Here is a 15,844-nt window from a genome sequence, read left to right as displayed (position 1 = left end):
GACGCCGGTCACATCCGCCTCGTGGAGTGGTTGCAGCACAATACGTCTCGCCATAACTGCCGCCGGCCGCCGCTCCGCTCCCCGCATCCCGCACCCAGCCGGGCAGGTCGCCCGCCCGACCCCCGAAACCCCGCCCCGAACCCCGCCCCGAACCCTCGGCGGGACCCCGGGAGCCTCGCCCCGCCAACGAACACAGACCCCTCCCACGCCTTTGTCGCTGCCGCCTTTAGTGCAGCCCGGCCATCCACCGACACCGCCCCGCCAGCGCCCCCACCCCCAATGCAGGCCTCCCCAAGCGCAACAACACCACCAGCAAACCCGCCTGCGAATCCGCCACCCACACCGAACAGCAATGCCACTAGTCCGTGATTACAGGCCGAGCTGGCCACGATCGCAAGGCCGGACCGGAACCGGGATGGAACGGGGATGGATCGGTGGCGGGTCGGACCAGCATGGGGTTTCCAGCCGGAGGGGCCGTTCGTGAGGGGCGGCGCCCCGGGCCGAGCGCGAAGGAGCGGGCGATGAGTGATGGGTTCTGCGTCGAGACGGCATGCATCGGGGAGGCGGCCACCGGGCTCGCCGCGCTGACCGCCGATCTCGATGAGGTCGTGGCGTACGTGGCCGACGCCGATCCGGACTGGTGGATGTGGGGCACGGTCGGCGTGCCGTTCTCGCAGCCGTACTCCCAGTGTGCGGACAAGGTCCGGGAGATCCTCGGCAGGCTGAGTCCGGCGGCGGCAGGGGTCGCGAAGCGGATCACCGACTGCGCGGACGACTACGACCAGGCCGACGGTGATACCTGCGAGGCCTTTGGACAGTGGGACGGCGAATTCGGTGGGGGGCGTTGATGTCCGAGGGAGTAGTGGATCTGTCGAAGGCACCGCGCCACACCGATTTCGGGGAGGCCACCGGCATAAAGGGCGATACCGCGGGATCGTATGACGGCTCCCGCGAGGCCGCCTACAAGAAGCTGCCGATCATCTCCAATCTCATCAGCATCGATGACAACCGCAAAGCCAGCAACGAACGCTTTGCAAAGCTCTTCGACGGCAAGGCCACCCTCGATGACGCACTGGCGCAGGTCCAGGCGGTGCTGGGCCTCCAGACGGACATCAACCTCCTGGTGGACGCGAGTTTTGCCGCCTACGAGGGAGCGACGAGCAAACTGCCCCCGGCTGCCTTCATCGGCTCCTCGCTCGCCGGCGCGGGCCTGGACTTCATGACCGGCTACTTCCAGCCGCTCCAAGACGCGCTCAATGTATTCACCGGCAATGAGGAACGCATCGCGGTGTCGGGTCTCATGTGGGACTCGACGGGCAAGGCGCTCATAGAGGTCGGCGAGGAGATCGGCAAACTCACCAACCAGCAGCTCGTCCCCGCTTGGGAGGGCGAGGCCTGTGCGGGCGCTGAGAAACGACTGGGAGAGTTCCAGAACGTCATCGAGGTGTGCGCCCAGCTCTCGTCCGGAGTCTCGACGCTCATGGCATTGACGGCGGACTTCGCCAAGCGGCTGTTCGGCCGGGCCCGCCAGATGATGATCGATACCGTCAACAATGTAATCGCCTGCGCCGAGGCGCTGCTCAATCCGGTCACCGCGGTCGGAGCGGTCGTCACCGCCTGTCTCCAGATCAACCGGGCCCTCTTGGAGGTGCTCCAGATGGCGATCCAGGCCGCGCGAATCTACCTCCAGGCCGCGCAGCTCATGATCGAGATCAATCGGATCTTCGACAAGACGGTCCGCTACCTGGAGTGGGCCGCCGCCGACCCGATCCCCAGCGGCAAGTGCGAGGGCGACATCCGGGTCTGACAGCGGCCCAACGGAATCATCAGGCGTGCAGGGCCTTGGCGAAGAAATCCAGGGACGCCTCGATCGGGGCGAGGATCGGGGCGTGATTCAGGTGCCCGTGGACCATGCCGGGGGCCAGATAGGACTCGACCGGGACCCCGACCTCGCTCAGCTGGCGCTCCAGGAGCTCGGCCGAAGCGCGCAGGTCGTCGTATTCGGAGACGACGATGCGGGTTGAGGGCAGGCCGTCGAGCCTGGCCGCGCCCGGCAGGGCGTCGGGCGGGACGTCACTGATGCGGCCCACGTAGTTGCGGACCATGTGCTCGATGCCGTCGGTGTCGAAGCGGAACGGGACCGCCGCCATCTCGGCGCTCATGGCCGCACTGAGGACCGGGTTCGGGAAGTGCGCGAACGGGTAGGCCAGCAGGAGCGCGTCCGCCGGCCGGGAGTCGGTGTCCCTGGCGCGCAAGGCGGTCGACAAGGCGAGCGCGCCTCCGGCGCTGGCGCCGCCGATGGCGATCGGCACCCCGGCGGGCAGGTCCTGTCCGCACAGCCAGTCCCAGGCGGTGTGGACGTCGTCGATCGGCACCGGGTAGTACACGCCGTCCCCCGCGAGGCGATAGTCCACCGAGACGACCAGGACCCCGGCGCGACGCGCCAGTTCGAGGCTCACCACGTGACCTTCCGGCATGTCCAGGTCGCCGTGGAGGAACCCGCCGCCGTGCATCCACAACAGGGCACCGTTCACCGTCCCCTCCGGACGGTAGGTGCGGAGCGGGATCGGACCGTGAGGTCCGTCGATCGCGGTGTCCTCCACCGAGATTCCCGTGGTGTCCCAGTCGGCCGTCTCGGCCTTGAACTCCTCGAAGAACGCCTCGGTGAGCGCCTCGCGCTCCTCGTCGGTCTCGGCCGGGGCGGTGGCCTCCGCCAGTCCTCGGAACATATCGGTGAAGTAGGGGTCTACCGGCAACGTGGTCTCCTGATTCGGTTCGGTCTCTTTGCGCCGCTTGGGGTCGCGGGCGGGCGTTACCTGGGCAAGGGCGCGTAGGTCTCGGCGAGCCAGTCCATGAGGTCGCCGGTCTCGGGGTCGGCCACGCGGTGGTCGGCGTGGGCGTCGTACCAGGCGATGACCTCGCGGGCGCCGAGCCGGTACGGGGTGGTCGAACGCCCGAACTCGGGTACCAGGCGCTTGATCTTGGAGTTGTCGAAGACCATCGAGTGGGCCTTGTCGCCCAGGAGGCCGGCGCCCCAATTCGGGTCGGCGGCGGCGATGGCGTCGGAGGGGACGTGGACCAGGTTCGGTTCGGCCACGCCGGCTGCCTCGGCGACCCAGGTGAAGATCTGGTTCCAGGTGGGGGCCTCGTCGCCGGTGATGTGGAAGGGCTCGCCGATCGCGTCGGCCTTGCCGAGCAGGCCGACGAAGCCGACGGCGAAGTCGCGGCTGTGGGTGATCGTCCACAGTGAGGTGCCGTCGCCGTGGACGATGACGGGCTTGCCGGCCCGCATGCGTTCCACGACGGTCCAGCCACCGTCGAAGGGCAGCATCGTCTCGTCGTAGGTGTGCGAGGGCCGCACGATCGTCACCGGGAAATCGTCATCGCGGTAGGCGTCGACCAGCAGCTCCTCGCAGGCGATCTTGTCGCGCGAATACTGCCAGTACGGGTTCTTCAGCGGGGTCGACTCGACCACGGGCAGGTGGGACGGCGGGGTCTGATACGCGCTGGCGGAGCTGATGAACAGGTACTGGCCGCAGCGCCCGCCGAACAGGTCGATATCGCGCTTGACCTGCTCGGGAGTGAAGTTGACCCAGTTGACCACCGCGTCGAACTCCTGGTCTCCCACCACGTCGCGCACCGCCTGCGGATCGGAGACGTCGGCGGTGAGGCGCGTGACCTCCTCGGGGAGGACCCGCTCACTCGTCCGGCTGCGGTTCAGGACCGTGACGTCCATGCCCTGCCGCACCGCCTCGCGGACCACCGAAGTCGAGATCCTGCCGGTGCCGCCGATGACCAATACCGAGAGACCCACCATGCGCTCCTTCTAGACGTGAGGACGGCACCACTCTACCGAGTACGGCGAGGGGGTGACCCCGGATGGAGCCACCCCCTCGTCGTTCGGTCATTGCACCCCAGGTGAGGGGCTTCTTCCTATGTCAGCAGCCGATGCGGCCGAATCCCCGCTTGGTCACGTTGACCACCGAGGGGCGCGGGATGGAGCCCGGACCGTCGGGCCATTCGGAGCCCGGGTTCTCGAAGCTGGCGCCGTCGATCTCGCCCGGGTGCTGGGCGGCGACCAGGACGTGCCGCTCCTGGACGACCGGGCCGCAGGTCTCGGCCCCGACCGGGACGGTCAGGAACTGCTTGACCTGGCCGCGGCTCTCGCCCTTAAGCGGGACGCTGAACAGGCCGTCGTTCGTGCCCAGCGCGTTGCCGTCGGTGGAGATCCACAGGTTGCCGTGCGGGTCGAAGGCGACGTTGTCGGGGCAGGAGATCGGGCTGACCTGGTCCTTGGGGAAGCCGCCGAAGTAGGTGCTGGAGTCCTCGGGGTCGCCGCACACCAGCAGCAGGTTCCAGTTGAAGGACAGGCCGGTCGCGTTCCGGTTCTTCTCCACGAGCTCGACGATCTGGCCGTGCTTGTTGGCATTGCGCGGGTTGGCCTCGTCGGCCGCGGCCTTGCCGCTCGTGCCGCGCTGGGAGTTGTTGGTCAACGCGATGTAGACGTTGCCGGTCTTGGGGCTGGGCTCGACGTCCTCGGGGCGGTCCATCTTGGTCGCGCCGACCTTGTCGGACGCCTCGCGGGTGAAGACGTAGACCTCCTCCGCGGACATGCCGTCCACGAAGGACTCGTCGCCGTGGGCGAGCGCGATCCACTCGCCGGTGCCGTCGAAGGCCCCGTCGGAGGGGAGCGTGCCGGTGCCGTCGATCTCGGCGGCGGGGCTGTTGCCGGTGAACTTGGCGACGTAGAGCGTGCCCTCGTCCAGGAGGGTGCGGTTGTGCTCCCGGGCGCGCTTGCCGCTGCCGCTCTTCATCTTGTTGTCGGAGACGAACTTGTAGAAGTAGTCGAAGCGCTCGTCGTCGCCCATGTAGACGACGACTCGGCCGTCGTCGGCCAGGCGCGGCCCGGCACCCTCGTGCTTGAAGCGGCCGAGGGCCGTGCGCTTCTGCGGGGTCCAGTCGGGGTCGTACGGGTCGAGCTCCACGATCCAGCCGAAGCGGTTGGGCTCGTTGGGCTCCTGGAGGAGGTCGAAGCGGGAGTCGAACTGCTCCCACTTGCGCTCGGAGGCGTCCCCGGAGAGGCCGTAGCGGGCCAGGCGGGCCTTGGCGACCGGGTCGGTGACCTGGCCGGCGTTCGCGAAGTACTGGTTGAAGTTCTCCTCGCCGGAGAGGACCGTGCCCCACGGGGTCATGCCGCCCGCGCAGTTGTTCAGGGTGCCGAACACGGTAGTGCCCTCGGCGTCGGCGGAGGTCTTGAGCAGGTCCGATCCGGCGGCGGGGCCGGAGACGGTGAACTCGGAGGAGACGGTGATGCGGCGGTTCAGCTCATTGCCGACGACCGGGGTGAGCGCGCCGGTGCGGCGGTCCTCGTCCAGCACGACCACGGAGAGACCGTGTGCGGCCCAGGCGATCTCGACCTGCTCCTGGGTCGGGTTGTCGCCGTCGTAACCGGGGAACATGAGCGGCTCGTCGGAGTACTCGTGGTTGGAGACGAGCACCTTCTGGCGGCGGTTCTCGGGGTGGGCCAGCAGCGCCAGGTAGTCGTTGTTGTAGCCGAACTGGCCGGCCTGCGACTCGGGGGTCTGCGAGTCGGCGTCGAATTCGGGAGCGCCTTCCAGGACCGGGTCGCCCCAGCGGATGACGATCTGCTGCTCGTACCCCTCCGGGATCGTGACCGCGTCATCGGTGTTCGGCTCCACCGGCTCGAACCGAAGGCCCGTCCGGGCCCCGCCGTGGCCGGAGGCCTGCGTGCCGTTCTCCGCGGCCGCGGCCGAGCCGGCCAGCGCCCCCGCGGCACCGGCGGTCACGGAGGCGACCACGCCGGCGCGGAACAGTGAACGGCGCGAGACGGCCTGGGCGACCACGTCGCCGAAGTAGGGGTTGTCCGACTCGTTCGGCACCGGGTGGTCGCAGGCGTTGCCGCAGCGGTACAGACAGGTCATCGCCGCCCGTCCGCCCAGGTGCGAGGAGAAGAGCGGCAGCTTGCGCCGCTTGCTGGGGATGTTTTCAGGCATGGTAGCTAGCTCCAAAACAATCCTGTGAGGAACAGGACTATCGGGTTGTCAATTCAGTTCTACTCGCTTCAGGACGCTATGCCGCGGTATTGACCGCTTCCACCAACTAAACATGAACAGCCGGGGAACGACCGCTTCCGGTATACCCACGGCGCTGCGCCGGAATCGCCGGTCACGCCCGAACGCTCTCGGGATCCAATGTCGGTGCCCGCATGTAAGTGGAGCGGGATCTGCGGCCGGCCAGGAGCCACCAGACGATGCCGAACGCGGATGAGAGCAGGCCGGCGGCGACGCCCAGCCAGACGAGGCTCACCGCGGCGAGGGCCGAGCCGAGGGCCGCCAGGGAGAGGCGGGCCATGGCGTTGTAGGTGGTGAGGTGGACCGAGGTGACTCGGCCTCGGAACTCCCCCGGGACGGTCTCCAGCAGGATCGTGGTGTCGAGCGCGATGATGAAGCCGCTGGCGAAACGCATCACCACAATGCAGGCGATGGTGGCGATCAGGTTGGGGGCCAGGAAGAACGACGCCCAGCCCAGGCCCTGGACCACGTAGCAGAGGCCCCATACTGGCAGATGCGCCGACCGGGGAAGGCGCCCCGCGAACACGGTCGCGACCAGGACGGCCAGGCCGTCGCAGCAGAACACGACGGCGACCGCGATCGAACCTCCATTGAGGTCCTCGATCACGTGGCCGTTGATCATGACCGTATAGCCGCCGCCGATGAAGCCCCAGGCGATGCCGATCCAGATCACCGACTGCGCCAGTGGGAAACGCCGGGTCGCGCCGAAGCCCGCGCGAAGGTCGGCCGCGAAGCCGCGCAGGTGGGCCCCGATCCGTTTCGGTTCGGTGGGCCGCTCGGCCACCGGTTCGGGGGCGCTCACGCGAAGCAGCTGGAGCAGGCCGAGCGCGAGCAGGCAGGCCACCGCCACGATCGCGATGACCGGGGACCAGATCGAGACCACGCCGGCGCCGACGGCGCCCACAATGGTCATGGCGCCGTTCAGCGAGCCGATCGCCGCGTTCGCCTTCTGCCGAAGGTCGCCGTCGATGACCCCGTAGAGCCACTGCTGACGCGAAGGCGGCCACAATGCCATCGCCGTGCCCTGCAAGGCGAAACAGAGCGCGAGAGCGGTCAGGCTTCCCTGCGCGGCGCTGATGGCGAGACCGACGACCGCGAGGATTTGGACGCTCACCCCCGACAGCGCCAACGATCGCACCGGGAACTTGTCGGCGGCCAGCCCGGCGATCGGCATCAGCAGCAGGGCCGGAATAGCGCCGGTCAGCTGCACCGCCGCCAATGCCGCCGTGTCGGCGACCGATAGGACGTGCAGGGCAACGGTGATGTGCAGCATCCACATTGCGGCGGACATGCACGCGCTGGCGTACCAGAGGCGCCGGGCGTCGAGGTTTCGGAAAAGGCTCGGGTCGGGGGTTCCCTGGCGCACTCGGGCCCTTTCGTCGAGGTGGAATCCGAGTCTCGCACCGATTACCGGCGTGCCGTTCGGGCCGTGCTTCCCTTGTGCTCCATGACAAGCCGTGCGGCAGCTCTCAGAGCGTCCGGCCCGGCCCGATGACGTCCATGACCTGGACGAACGCGATGATCGTGGCGGCGGCCAGGAAGGCGACGCCGATGGGTTTGGACAGCTTCGGGCCCCAGGGGGCGTTCTTTTGGAGCACGCTGAGCAGCGCGAACAGCACCATCCAGCCGTGCCCGGCGGAGCCGACGGCGAACATGACGACCATGAGGGCCGCGCAGCATCCGAGGCAGGAGCGGCCGTAGTCGAGGCCGACGCCGAAGGCTTCGCGTCCGGGCCGGCCGGTGCCGGTCCAGCGCCCGGCCAGGAAGCTCAGCGGGGTGCGGCAGGCGTGCAGGCAGCGATTGGCGTAGCGCGAAAGCTGGTAGTTCCCGGCCAGCGCGAGCGTGAACACGAGCAGCCAGGGGCCGAGCGCGTCGAGGTGGACGCCGGAGAGGGCTTCGAGGATGCCGACGTGGACGGCCGAGACGACGATGCCCGCCACGGCCCACACCGTCAGGAATCCCGCGACGACGGCGAGCATGAGTCCGTGCCGCCATTCGCGTTCGCCGGTGACCTTTCGGAATGCGGCGAGGAGCGGGATCATCGTCGGGACCATGTGGGCGACGGTCATGAGAAGCCATGCGGCGCTGAAGAGTCCGGCGAGGGCGAGCGGTTCTGGTGCGGCGGTCTCGTCGTGGTGGTCGGGACCGGCCAGGTGCATGTAGTGCGACAGGGAGGGCGAGGCGTCCCACAGCACCAGGCCGGCGATGGCGACCAGGGCCAGCGCCGCCGGCAGTCCGGCCAGGCCCCAGTCGATCCTGGCGCGGGCTCGCTGGAGGAGGTCGGTCATGGGCTCATCCGGTATAGCGGAAGCGTCCGCGCATGGCGGCGCGGCCGGTCACTTGGAGGTCGAAGTTGGCGTCGCCCAGGCCGACGCGCAGGTCGGTGGCCTTGCCGACTTCGGCGCGGGAGCCGAGCACCTCGCTGTTGGGGCTGTGGGCGAGCTCGGTGACCTGGCCGTCGGAGCCCATGATGACCTGGGCGCTGCCGCTGATGCTGGAGCCGACGGTGAGGGTGGTGGTGCGGTCGTTGTTGACCAGTTCGATGGGGGCCTTGGCGGTTCCCTGGAGGTCGCCGAGCATTTCGGACAGTTCGCCGAGGGGGCCTTCGAGTTTGCCGCTGAATGCTCCGGCCAGTGCTTCAGCCTGCTCCTCTCGTCGGTGCTCCAGTCCGTCCAGAATTGTCCGCTTGGTCGATACGCCCTCCTTTGATCGTTGTATTTGCATCCGCCGTTGGGATGATCGGGGCCGGGAGGGCAGGATCTTCCACTGGAGGGTGAAAGCTCGATACGATGCCGATATGACAACCGAACCTGCCGAGCTTCTGGGCGTACTGCGAGTGGCGACCAACCGCCTCGTCCTCGCGATTGGAAGCATGGCCGACAGCGAGGTGCGCGAGCCTTCGCTGCTGCCGGGCTGGACTCGAGCCCATCTCATCACTCACGTGGCGCGGAACGCCGACGCCCTGCGGAACCTGCTCTCCTGGGCTCGGACCGGAGTGGAGACTCCCGCGTATTCGAGGCCGGGAGCACGGGAGGCCGACATCGAGGCGGGCGCCGACCGCTCGGCGGACGATCTGCACGACGACGTCGCCGAGAGCGCCGAGGCCTTCGCCGCCGAGGCCGAAATGGTGAGCGTGACCGCCTGGCAGACCGAGGTGCGCGTCATGGACGGCCCGATGTTCCGCGCGTCGCTGATCCTTCCCCGGCGCCTCACCGAGGTCGAACTCCACCACACCGACCTGGGCATGGGCTACAAGGCCGCGAACTGGACACCGGCGTTCGCCAAGATGGACCTGCCCGAACCGATGCGCTCCTGGCGGGAAGAGCGCAAGACCTGGTAGAGCGGGGAGTCGACCCGCGCGACGCCGCCGAGTAGCGACGGTAGGACCGAAATTCAGCCGTTCGTCCCACGCTGGACCACCGATCGGGCCCGTCGCCGCTCGTAACGCCCGGTTCATCTACCCCGGTGCGTCTGAAAAGTACCGGCCGTGGCGGGGTCATCCGACCTCCGGGCGGGCTTCGTGTACCCACAGGTTGGGACGATTTCCCTAGCCTCGAAAGTGACCCAAAGAATTCTCATGATCACTTTCCGGGAGCATTGATGATCCCCCAACGCACCTATGAAGTGGTCGCCCTGCACGTCCCGATCGTCTACGACGGTTACGGCGACCACGACCGCAACGGCATGATGTACACCCTCGCCGAGAACGAGGACGAGCTGCGGCGGGTCCGCCGCGAGTTCCCCGATCCCTTCCCGGATCCGGTCGCCGACCCCGAACTGGTGCCGCAGCCGCATCCGCTGGTGAGGCCGCTGGTGCTGCGGGCCCGCGTCGGCGAGCGCCTCAAGATCCGGTTCCGCAACGAACTCCCGCAGCGGGCCGGCATTCACACCCAGGGCGTCGGATACGACCTCCAGACCGCCGACGGCGGCCACATCGGCGGCAACCACGACTCCAGTGTGGAACCGGGCGGACGCCGGGAGTACGTGTGGGAGTGTCGACGCGAAGGCGTGTTCCACTTCAGCGACATCGCCGACCTGCGCGGCAGCGAGGACGGCTCCAACGCGCACGGACTGTTCGGCGCCCTGGTGGTCGAACCCGCCGAGTCGACGTGGACCGACCCCGAGACCGGGGAGCCGATCACCGACGGCCTCTACGCCGACATCCACGTCCCCGGCGAACCCAGCTACCGCGAATACGTGCTGATGATGCACGACGAGACCGACAATCACAATCCCGCCCAGCTCCCCCACATGATCGACCACGGCCGCCGCCCCGGAAGGCCCGGCGAGGACGACGAGGGCGACGGGCACGGCGGAGGCGACGGCCACGACGCGGCGATCGAAGCCGCGGACGAGCACGGTGAGACCGGCGAAGCAGCCGAAATAGAGCACTCGATGATGCTGCTCAGCTACCGCACCGAGCCCATGGGCGGGCGCGCGCTGGCCTACCGGCGGCTCCTCGAATCGGGACAGATCGACCCGGTGCGCGACCGCATCACCGGCGAGGAGCAGCACCACAGCTCCTGGCTGTTCGGCGACCCGGCCACCCCGATCTTCCGCGCCTACCGCGGCGACCGGGCCAAGATCCACGTCCTCCACTCAGGAGTCAAGGAGACCCACGTCTTCCACCTCCACGTGCACCAGTGGCGCGCCGTGCCCGGCAACGAGGAGTCGCCCCTCATCGACTCGGTCACCATCGGCCCCCAGCAGGCGTTCACCATCGAACCGCTCGGCGGCGCGGGCTCGGTGCAGCAGGCGACGGGCGACGTCATCTTCCACTGCCACCTGTACCCGCACTTCCACTCCGGCATGTGGGGCATGTGGCGCGTCTTCGACGTCCTCCAGGACGGCGGGGGCACCTACCCCGACGGGACGGCCATCGCGCCGCTGCGTCCCCTTCCGGGACATGACGAACCGCCGGCGCCCACCGCCGAGCGGCCCGGGTTCCCGCGCTTCATGGAGGGCGAGTACCCGCAGAAGTCGCCCCGGCCGCCGCGCACCCCGCTCATGCCCGAGGGCATGGGGCGCGAACCCAGCGACCTGGAACGGGCCGCCTTTGTGGACGACCCGCAGCCGGGCGAGGCGTTCACCAAGATCACGACCCGGACCGACGCGCCGGTGCGTCGCTACGACCTCGTCGTCATGACCGGCCCCGTCGACTACTACCGCGGCAGCGGCGAGGACTCCAGCACCTGGCGCGACGAGCACGGCGTCTTCTACGTCCTCCAGGAAGAACTCGACGAGGCCGGAGGCATCGAGGCGTTCCAGCGGCAACTCGCCGTCGGCACCCGCAAGGTCGAGCCGATCGCCATCCGCGCCAACAAAGGCGAGGTCGTCGAGCTCGGCATGACCAACGCACTCCCGCCGGGACCGCAGGAGGAGAACGACTTCGACCCGTTCCTGCCGTTCCAGCCCGAGTGCGGGCTCCACGTCCACCTCGTCAAGTTCGACCCGCTCGTCTCGGACGGCTCCAGCATCGGCTGGAACTACCTGACCGGCGCCACCACCGCCGACCACGGCGAGGAGGACTTCGCCCGGTACAACACCTGGATGTTCCGCTGGTACTGCGACGAGGAGTTCGGCACCATCTTCTTCCACGACCACCTGCTGGCCAACGAACGCCAGCGCCACGGACTGTTCGGCGCCATGATCGCCGAAGCCGAAGGCGCGCAGTGGTCCCGGCCCGACGGGTCCGAGGCGAACAACAGCTCCCAGGCCGTGGTGCGCCTGAGCGACGGCACGGCGTTCCGCGAGCAGGTCCTCGCCGTCGCCGACTTCGTCCCGCTGTGGCAGCACCACGACGGCGAGGAGCCGCGGCCGATCAATCCACCCGACTTCCCTGGGGCCCTTGACGACCAGGGGGTTATGGGGGTCAACTACCGGTGCGAGCCACTGCACGAACGTCCCGGCGACCCGGCCGACTGGTTCGACTCCGATGTGCACGGCGACCCGTTCACGCCGCTGACGCCGATGTATCACGGTGAGACCCTTCGCATCCGGCTCTACCAGGGGTCCCATGAGGAGCAGCACAGCTTCAGGGTCAATGGGATGCGGTGGCCCGCCTGGTGGACCGATCCGGGCTCGCCGTGGCGCGATCAGCAGACCATCGGCATCTCCGAGGCGTTCACCCTCAACCTGGACGCCGCGACCGGGCCGGGCGACCATCAGTGGTCGCTCGCGTCGATCGACGACACCTGGCTGGGCTGCTGGGGCATCATCCGCGTGCTCCCGGAGCTCAATGGCGACCTGCCGCCGTTGCCGGGGGCGCTGTTCTCCGAGCCGACCTTCACCGACGCGCAGGGCGGCCGCGAGCGCCGGTACCGGGTGGAGGCCAGGGCCGGGGAGATCCACTACAGCCCGCATCGCTCCGACCCGTTCGGCGCCTACTTCACCACGCGCGGCCTGCTCGAGGGCGAACCGCTCATCCTGCGCTGCCGGGTCGGTGAATGGGTCGAGGTCGAGCTGGTGAACCGGCTCGACGGGCCGCTGGAGGCGACGCCGTTCGACCCGCCGCTGCCGGCGTTGGACGATCCGGAGGACCGCGAGATCTCCGCGCGGGTCTCGCTGCACCCGTCGGGGCTGGTGCAGTACGACGTGCGCACCGGCGACGGCTCCAACGTCGGGTTCAACGAGGACGGCACGGCCAGGCCCGGCAGCAAGGCGGTCTACCGCTGGTACGCCGAGCGCCCGGGGGTGGTGCTGCTGGAGGACCGCGCCGACGTCCGCACCCATCGGCACCGGGGCCTGGTGGGGGCCCTGATCGTGGAGGAGGAGAGCGTCACTCCCTACGATCCCGTCTCCGGCCGCGAACGCTGGGTCGGCGAGCAGGCGGTGCTGAAGCGGGCCGGGCACGAGTCGGTGCACGAGCTGGTGCTGCTGCTCCAGGACGGCGTGCGCCAGTACCACCAGGGCGACCCCACCCAGCCGGTGCGGGATCTGGAGGACGAGCCGGAGGATTCGGGGCAGAAGGCGTTCAACTACCGCAGTGCGCACTTGCGTCCGACGGAGCCGTCGCTGGCCCAAGCGAACCCGGTGACCCCGGTGGTCGACTGCTCCCCGGGCGAGGCGGTGCGCCTCCACCTGGTCACGGCGGCCGACCGCCCGCGCAACCACACTTTCTACGTCCACGGGCAGACCTGGCCGATGGAGGAGCACCTGCGCGAACCGCACGTCGGAGCGATCGGCGGCGTCACCACCGGCACCGTCCGCTCGCTCGACTTCACGCCGTCGGCGGAGGGTGACTACGCCTACCGCACGGGCGTGCTGCGGTGGGCCCTCTCCGAAGGCCTCTGGGGTCTGGTCCGGGTGCGCCGTTAGCGAACGGGGCCGATGCCTGAGCGGGGCATCGGCCTCCGAGCGGTCTTGGCGAAGCTCTGCATTGGCCGACGCTGGGTAGCCTAGGGGGATGTCGACCTCTGGGAAGGAGCTGACCCATGCGTGAGCTGGTGTTCTGGAAGGAGATCGGACTCTCGACGGTCAAAGAGGCCCAGGAGCGGTACGCGGCCATCGTGCTGTTCCGGGAGCCGGTCACCGTAGCGGAAGCGGATCCGTGGCTGCGGGAGTTCATCAACGACCTGCCCTCGCTCGGGCTGGACCTCTACCTCAACCTGGTCCCCGACCTCGTGCCCGTCGATGAGGTCCGGCCGGAGACGAGGATCTCGGCGCACGGCGTCATCGTGCAGTTCGGACCGGACGTGCCGCAGAAGACCACCGCGCGGATCTATGAACTCGCGGAAACGGCCACATTGTCGATGTTCAACCCGCAGAGTCCGATGGTCCTGGGCAGTGATGACGAGGAATGGATCGAGTTCCACTGACCGACCGGCTCGACTCGCACGGCATCGCATACCGGCACATACGACCCCAGCTCGCCCACGCCGACTGCGCCTCCGACACCTTGGAAGCGGTCGGACCGGCCGAGCGGGTCATCACCGTTCGCGGGGAGTGGATCGCCGGGGACAAGTACGCGATCCTCGACGGCCTCGCCGCCGCCTGCGAGTTCCCCGCCTACTTCGGACGCAATTGGGACGCACTCACCGACTGCCTCGATGAGCTGCCCTACCGCACCGACCCCGAAGCCGACGTCTTGCTGATTATCTCCGGATACCCTGCGCTGCTCCGCAACTCGGTACCGAATGACCTGAGGATCCTGCTCGACGTGCTGAACGACCTCCCCACTTCGGGGGATCCGCGTTTCCCTGCCACCTTCCCGATCCTCTGCAACTGAAAGCGGGCGGTGCCTATCCTCGGTGGGATGAAGCTCCTCCACCTCTCCGATACCCACCTGGCCGCCGGCGGCAAACTCCACGAGACCGGGGTGAATGCCACGGAAACGCTGCGCGGCCTGCTGTCCGATCTGGAACCCGTCCGGAACATCGACGCCGTCCTGGTGACCGGCGACGTCGCCGATGACGGCTCGGTCGAGGCCTACGAAAGGGCACGCGACCTGATCGGCGCCTTCGCCCGCGAGCGCGGCGTCCCCACGATCTTCAGCACCGGGAATACCGACGACCGGACCGGCTTCGCCACGGTCCTGGGCAGCGGCCACCTCGACGCCGAGGGCCACGACCATGCCTCGGCGTCCTTCGACTCCCCGGGAGGCGAACGTGCGGCGGTGAGCGTGCTGAACGGACTGCGTCTGATCACCCTGGACACGCTCGTGCCCGGGGAGCCACACGGACATCTCGGTGCGGGCCAACTCGACTGGCTGCGCAGCGTCCTGGCCGAAACCGCGGCGAAGGGCACCGCGCTGGCCTTCCACCACCCGCCGATCCTGCATCCCAGTGCGGTGCAACGGCCCCCGACCCTCCTGAATCCCGAGGACCTGGCGGAGGCCATCGCCGGGACCGACGTGCGCGTGATCCTCTGCGGGCACTACCACCTCCAGCTGGCGGGGCGCCTGGGCGAGGCGATGGTGTGGGTGGGGCCGGGCGTGGTGAACCGCCGCGACCTCGCCTGCGGGGACGAGACGGTGCGGTACGTCCGAGGCGCGGCGGCGACCCTGGCCGACCTCACCGACCTGCGCGCACCGGTGTTCCACACGATGCCCGGACGCGACCCCCGCGCCGGGGAGATCCTGTTCGAAATGGGCGGCGAGGAACTGCGGGAGGCACTACGGAGACTCGGCGCGGAGGGGTGAGCAGTGGGAGATCCGCTACCTCGGGTTGTGGCGAGTCTGCTCCCAGCTGAGTGGTTCCGCGCCGAGGACTTCCTGAGCTAGTTCGCGGGCGACGTCGGTCTTCAGTGCCCCAAGGCTGCTTTCGATCCAACGGCCGACGGTCGAGACGCCTTGATGGCGGTACTCGACGGCCTGGATCAGGCACTCCAACTTGTCGGCGTCCTTGGCGCAGATGGCCTCGGGGGTCTCGCCTGCTTCGAATTCGGCGACGGCCTCGCGGATGGTCTCGGCGACGCGGTCGGGGCACTCGGCAGTCTGATCGGCCGCGATGTCTTCGGGGGCGATGGCGGTGAGGTAGTGCTTGCCGATCTTGGGAATGTCGCCGATGCGGGTCTCAGGCGTGTCGTGGAGGACGCAGAGCATCGCGGTTCGAGCTGGGTCGGCGCCTTCGAGACAGGCTATGACCATGCCGGTGAGCGCGGCCCGCCAGCTGTGTTCGGCGATGCTCTCCGGATCGCGGATTCCCGCGATCCACCAGCCCGAGCGGCGGGCTCGCTTGAGCAATCCTGCTTCGAGTAGATATCCGGCGGTACCGGCGAGTTCGGTCATGGCCTGCCCTTCGCTAGCGGTATCT

Annotated in this window: 14 protein-coding genes; 7 read left to right on the top strand and 7 right to left on the bottom strand. The window is 68.7% G+C overall.

Annotated features, from left to right (window positions below; all coding sequences use genetic code 11):
- Positions 1–521: 521 nt before the first annotated feature.
- Together FAB82_RS06295 and FAB82_RS06290 are read left to right on the top strand one after the other, a co-directional pair.
- A complete protein-coding gene (locus tag FAB82_RS06295; protein ID WP_136533694.1) occupies positions 522–848 on the top strand; it encodes a type VII secretion target in 327 nt (108 codons plus the stop codon).
- A 14-nt stretch (positions 849–862) separates the two neighbouring features.
- Positions 863–1,807 carry a hypothetical protein gene (locus tag FAB82_RS06290; RefSeq protein WP_136533693.1) on the top strand — a complete coding sequence of 315 codons (945 nt, stop codon included), beginning with the start codon at positions 863–865 and terminating at the stop codon, positions 1,805–1,807.
- Positions 1,808–1,826: 19 nt separating this feature from the next.
- Here FAB82_RS06290 and FAB82_RS06285 read toward each other — a convergent pair whose 3' ends face one another.
- The 6 genes from FAB82_RS06285 to FAB82_RS06260 form a co-directional block, all read right to left on the bottom strand.
- Entirely contained in the window at positions 1,827–2,756 is a 930-nt protein-coding gene (locus FAB82_RS06285; protein WP_211116415.1) for an alpha/beta hydrolase fold domain-containing protein, read from the bottom strand.
- Between the two features lie 56 nt (positions 2,757–2,812).
- Complete coding sequence (locus FAB82_RS06280) at positions 2,813–3,817, bottom strand: SDR family oxidoreductase (protein ID WP_136533692.1); 1,005 nt, start codon at positions 3,815–3,817, stop codon at positions 2,813–2,815.
- A gap of 121 nt (positions 3,818–3,938) precedes the next feature.
- Positions 3,939–6,014, bottom strand: a complete 2,076-nt coding sequence (locus FAB82_RS06275) for a PhoX family protein (RefSeq protein ID WP_136533691.1) — start codon at positions 6,012–6,014, stop codon at positions 3,939–3,941.
- 172 nt (positions 6,015–6,186) lie between these two features.
- A complete protein-coding gene (locus tag FAB82_RS06270; RefSeq protein ID WP_342799437.1) occupies positions 6,187–7,458 on the bottom strand; it encodes an MFS transporter in 1,272 nt (423 codons plus the stop codon).
- Between the two features lie 103 nt (positions 7,459–7,561).
- A complete protein-coding gene (locus tag FAB82_RS06265; RefSeq protein WP_136533689.1) occupies positions 7,562–8,380 on the bottom strand; it encodes a DUF2182 domain-containing protein in 819 nt (272 codons plus the stop codon).
- Between the two features lie 4 nt (positions 8,381–8,384).
- Complete coding sequence (locus FAB82_RS06260; protein WP_168801446.1) at positions 8,385–8,816, bottom strand: DUF1326 domain-containing protein; 432 nt, start codon at positions 8,814–8,816, stop codon at positions 8,385–8,387.
- A gap of 73 nt (positions 8,817–8,889) precedes the next feature.
- On the opposite strand from FAB82_RS06260, the gene FAB82_RS06255 reads away from it, so the two are divergent.
- The 5 genes from FAB82_RS06255 (at position 8,890) to FAB82_RS06235 (ending at position 15,231) form a co-directional block, all read left to right on the top strand.
- Positions 8,890–9,432, top strand: coding sequence for a maleylpyruvate isomerase N-terminal domain-containing protein (locus FAB82_RS06255; RefSeq protein ID WP_136533687.1), 543 nt, complete (start codon positions 8,890–8,892; stop codon positions 9,430–9,432).
- Positions 9,433–9,692: 260 nt separating this feature from the next.
- Positions 9,693–13,409, top strand: coding sequence for a multicopper oxidase domain-containing protein (locus FAB82_RS06250; RefSeq protein WP_136533686.1), 3,717 nt, complete (start codon positions 9,693–9,695; stop codon positions 13,407–13,409).
- Positions 13,410–13,525: 116 nt separating this feature from the next.
- Entirely contained in the window at positions 13,526–13,909 is a 384-nt protein-coding gene (locus FAB82_RS06245; RefSeq protein WP_136533685.1) for a hypothetical protein, read from the top strand.
- Entirely contained in the window at positions 13,891–14,319 is a 429-nt protein-coding gene (locus FAB82_RS06240; protein WP_136533684.1) for a barstar family protein, read from the top strand. The genes FAB82_RS06245 and FAB82_RS06240 overlap by 19 nt, the downstream gene beginning before the upstream one ends.
- A 27-nt stretch (positions 14,320–14,346) precedes the next feature.
- Entirely contained in the window at positions 14,347–15,231 is an 885-nt protein-coding gene (locus tag FAB82_RS06235) for a metallophosphoesterase (protein WP_136533683.1), read from the top strand.
- 15 nt (positions 15,232–15,246) lie between these two features.
- Here the strand turns inward: FAB82_RS06235 and FAB82_RS06230 are convergent, their stop codons facing one another.
- Positions 15,247–15,819, bottom strand: a complete 573-nt coding sequence (locus FAB82_RS06230) for an HD domain-containing protein (protein WP_136533682.1) — start codon at positions 15,817–15,819, stop codon at positions 15,247–15,249.
- Between the last annotated feature and the right edge of the window lie 25 nt (positions 15,820–15,844).

It is taken from the genome of Glycomyces buryatensis, from assembly GCF_004912275.1.
Taxonomy (GTDB): Bacteria; Actinomycetota; Actinomycetes; order Mycobacteriales; family Micromonosporaceae; genus Glycomyces; species Glycomyces buryatensis.
This window is presented reverse-complemented; position numbering and strand designations above follow the sequence as displayed.

Bases quoted from the DNA above. Each gene is read 5' to 3' on its own strand.
- FAB82_RS06295 (WP_136533694.1), top strand. From the start codon at position 522: ATGAGTGATGGGTTCTGCGTCGAGACGGCATGCATCGGGGAGGCGGCC.
- FAB82_RS06280 (WP_136533692.1), bottom strand. From the start codon at position 3,817: ATGGTGGGTCTCTCGGTATTGGTCATCGGCGGCACCGGCAGGATCTCG.
- FAB82_RS06275 (WP_136533691.1), bottom strand. From the start codon at position 6,014: ATGCCTGAAAACATCCCCAGCAAGCGGCGCAAGCTGCCGCTCTTCTCC.
- FAB82_RS06265 (WP_136533689.1), bottom strand. From the start codon at position 8,380: ATGACCGACCTCCTCCAGCGAGCCCGCGCCAGGATCGACTGGGGCCTG.
- FAB82_RS06260 (WP_168801446.1), bottom strand. From the start codon at position 8,816: ATGCAAATACAACGATCAAAGGAGGGCGTATCGACCAAGCGGACAATT.
- FAB82_RS06255 (WP_136533687.1), top strand. From the start codon at position 8,890: ATGACAACCGAACCTGCCGAGCTTCTGGGCGTACTGCGAGTGGCGACC.
- FAB82_RS06250 (WP_136533686.1), top strand. From the start codon at position 9,693: ATGATCCCCCAACGCACCTATGAAGTGGTCGCCCTGCACGTCCCGATC.
- FAB82_RS06245 (WP_136533685.1), top strand. From the start codon at position 13,526: ATGCGTGAGCTGGTGTTCTGGAAGGAGATCGGACTCTCGACGGTCAAA.
- FAB82_RS06240 (WP_136533684.1), top strand. From the start codon at position 13,891: ATGGATCGAGTTCCACTGACCGACCGGCTCGACTCGCACGGCATCGCA.
- FAB82_RS06235 (WP_136533683.1), top strand. From the start codon at position 14,347: ATGAAGCTCCTCCACCTCTCCGATACCCACCTGGCCGCCGGCGGCAAA.
- FAB82_RS06230 (WP_136533682.1), bottom strand. From the start codon at position 15,819: ATGACCGAACTCGCCGGTACCGCCGGATATCTACTCGAAGCAGGATTG.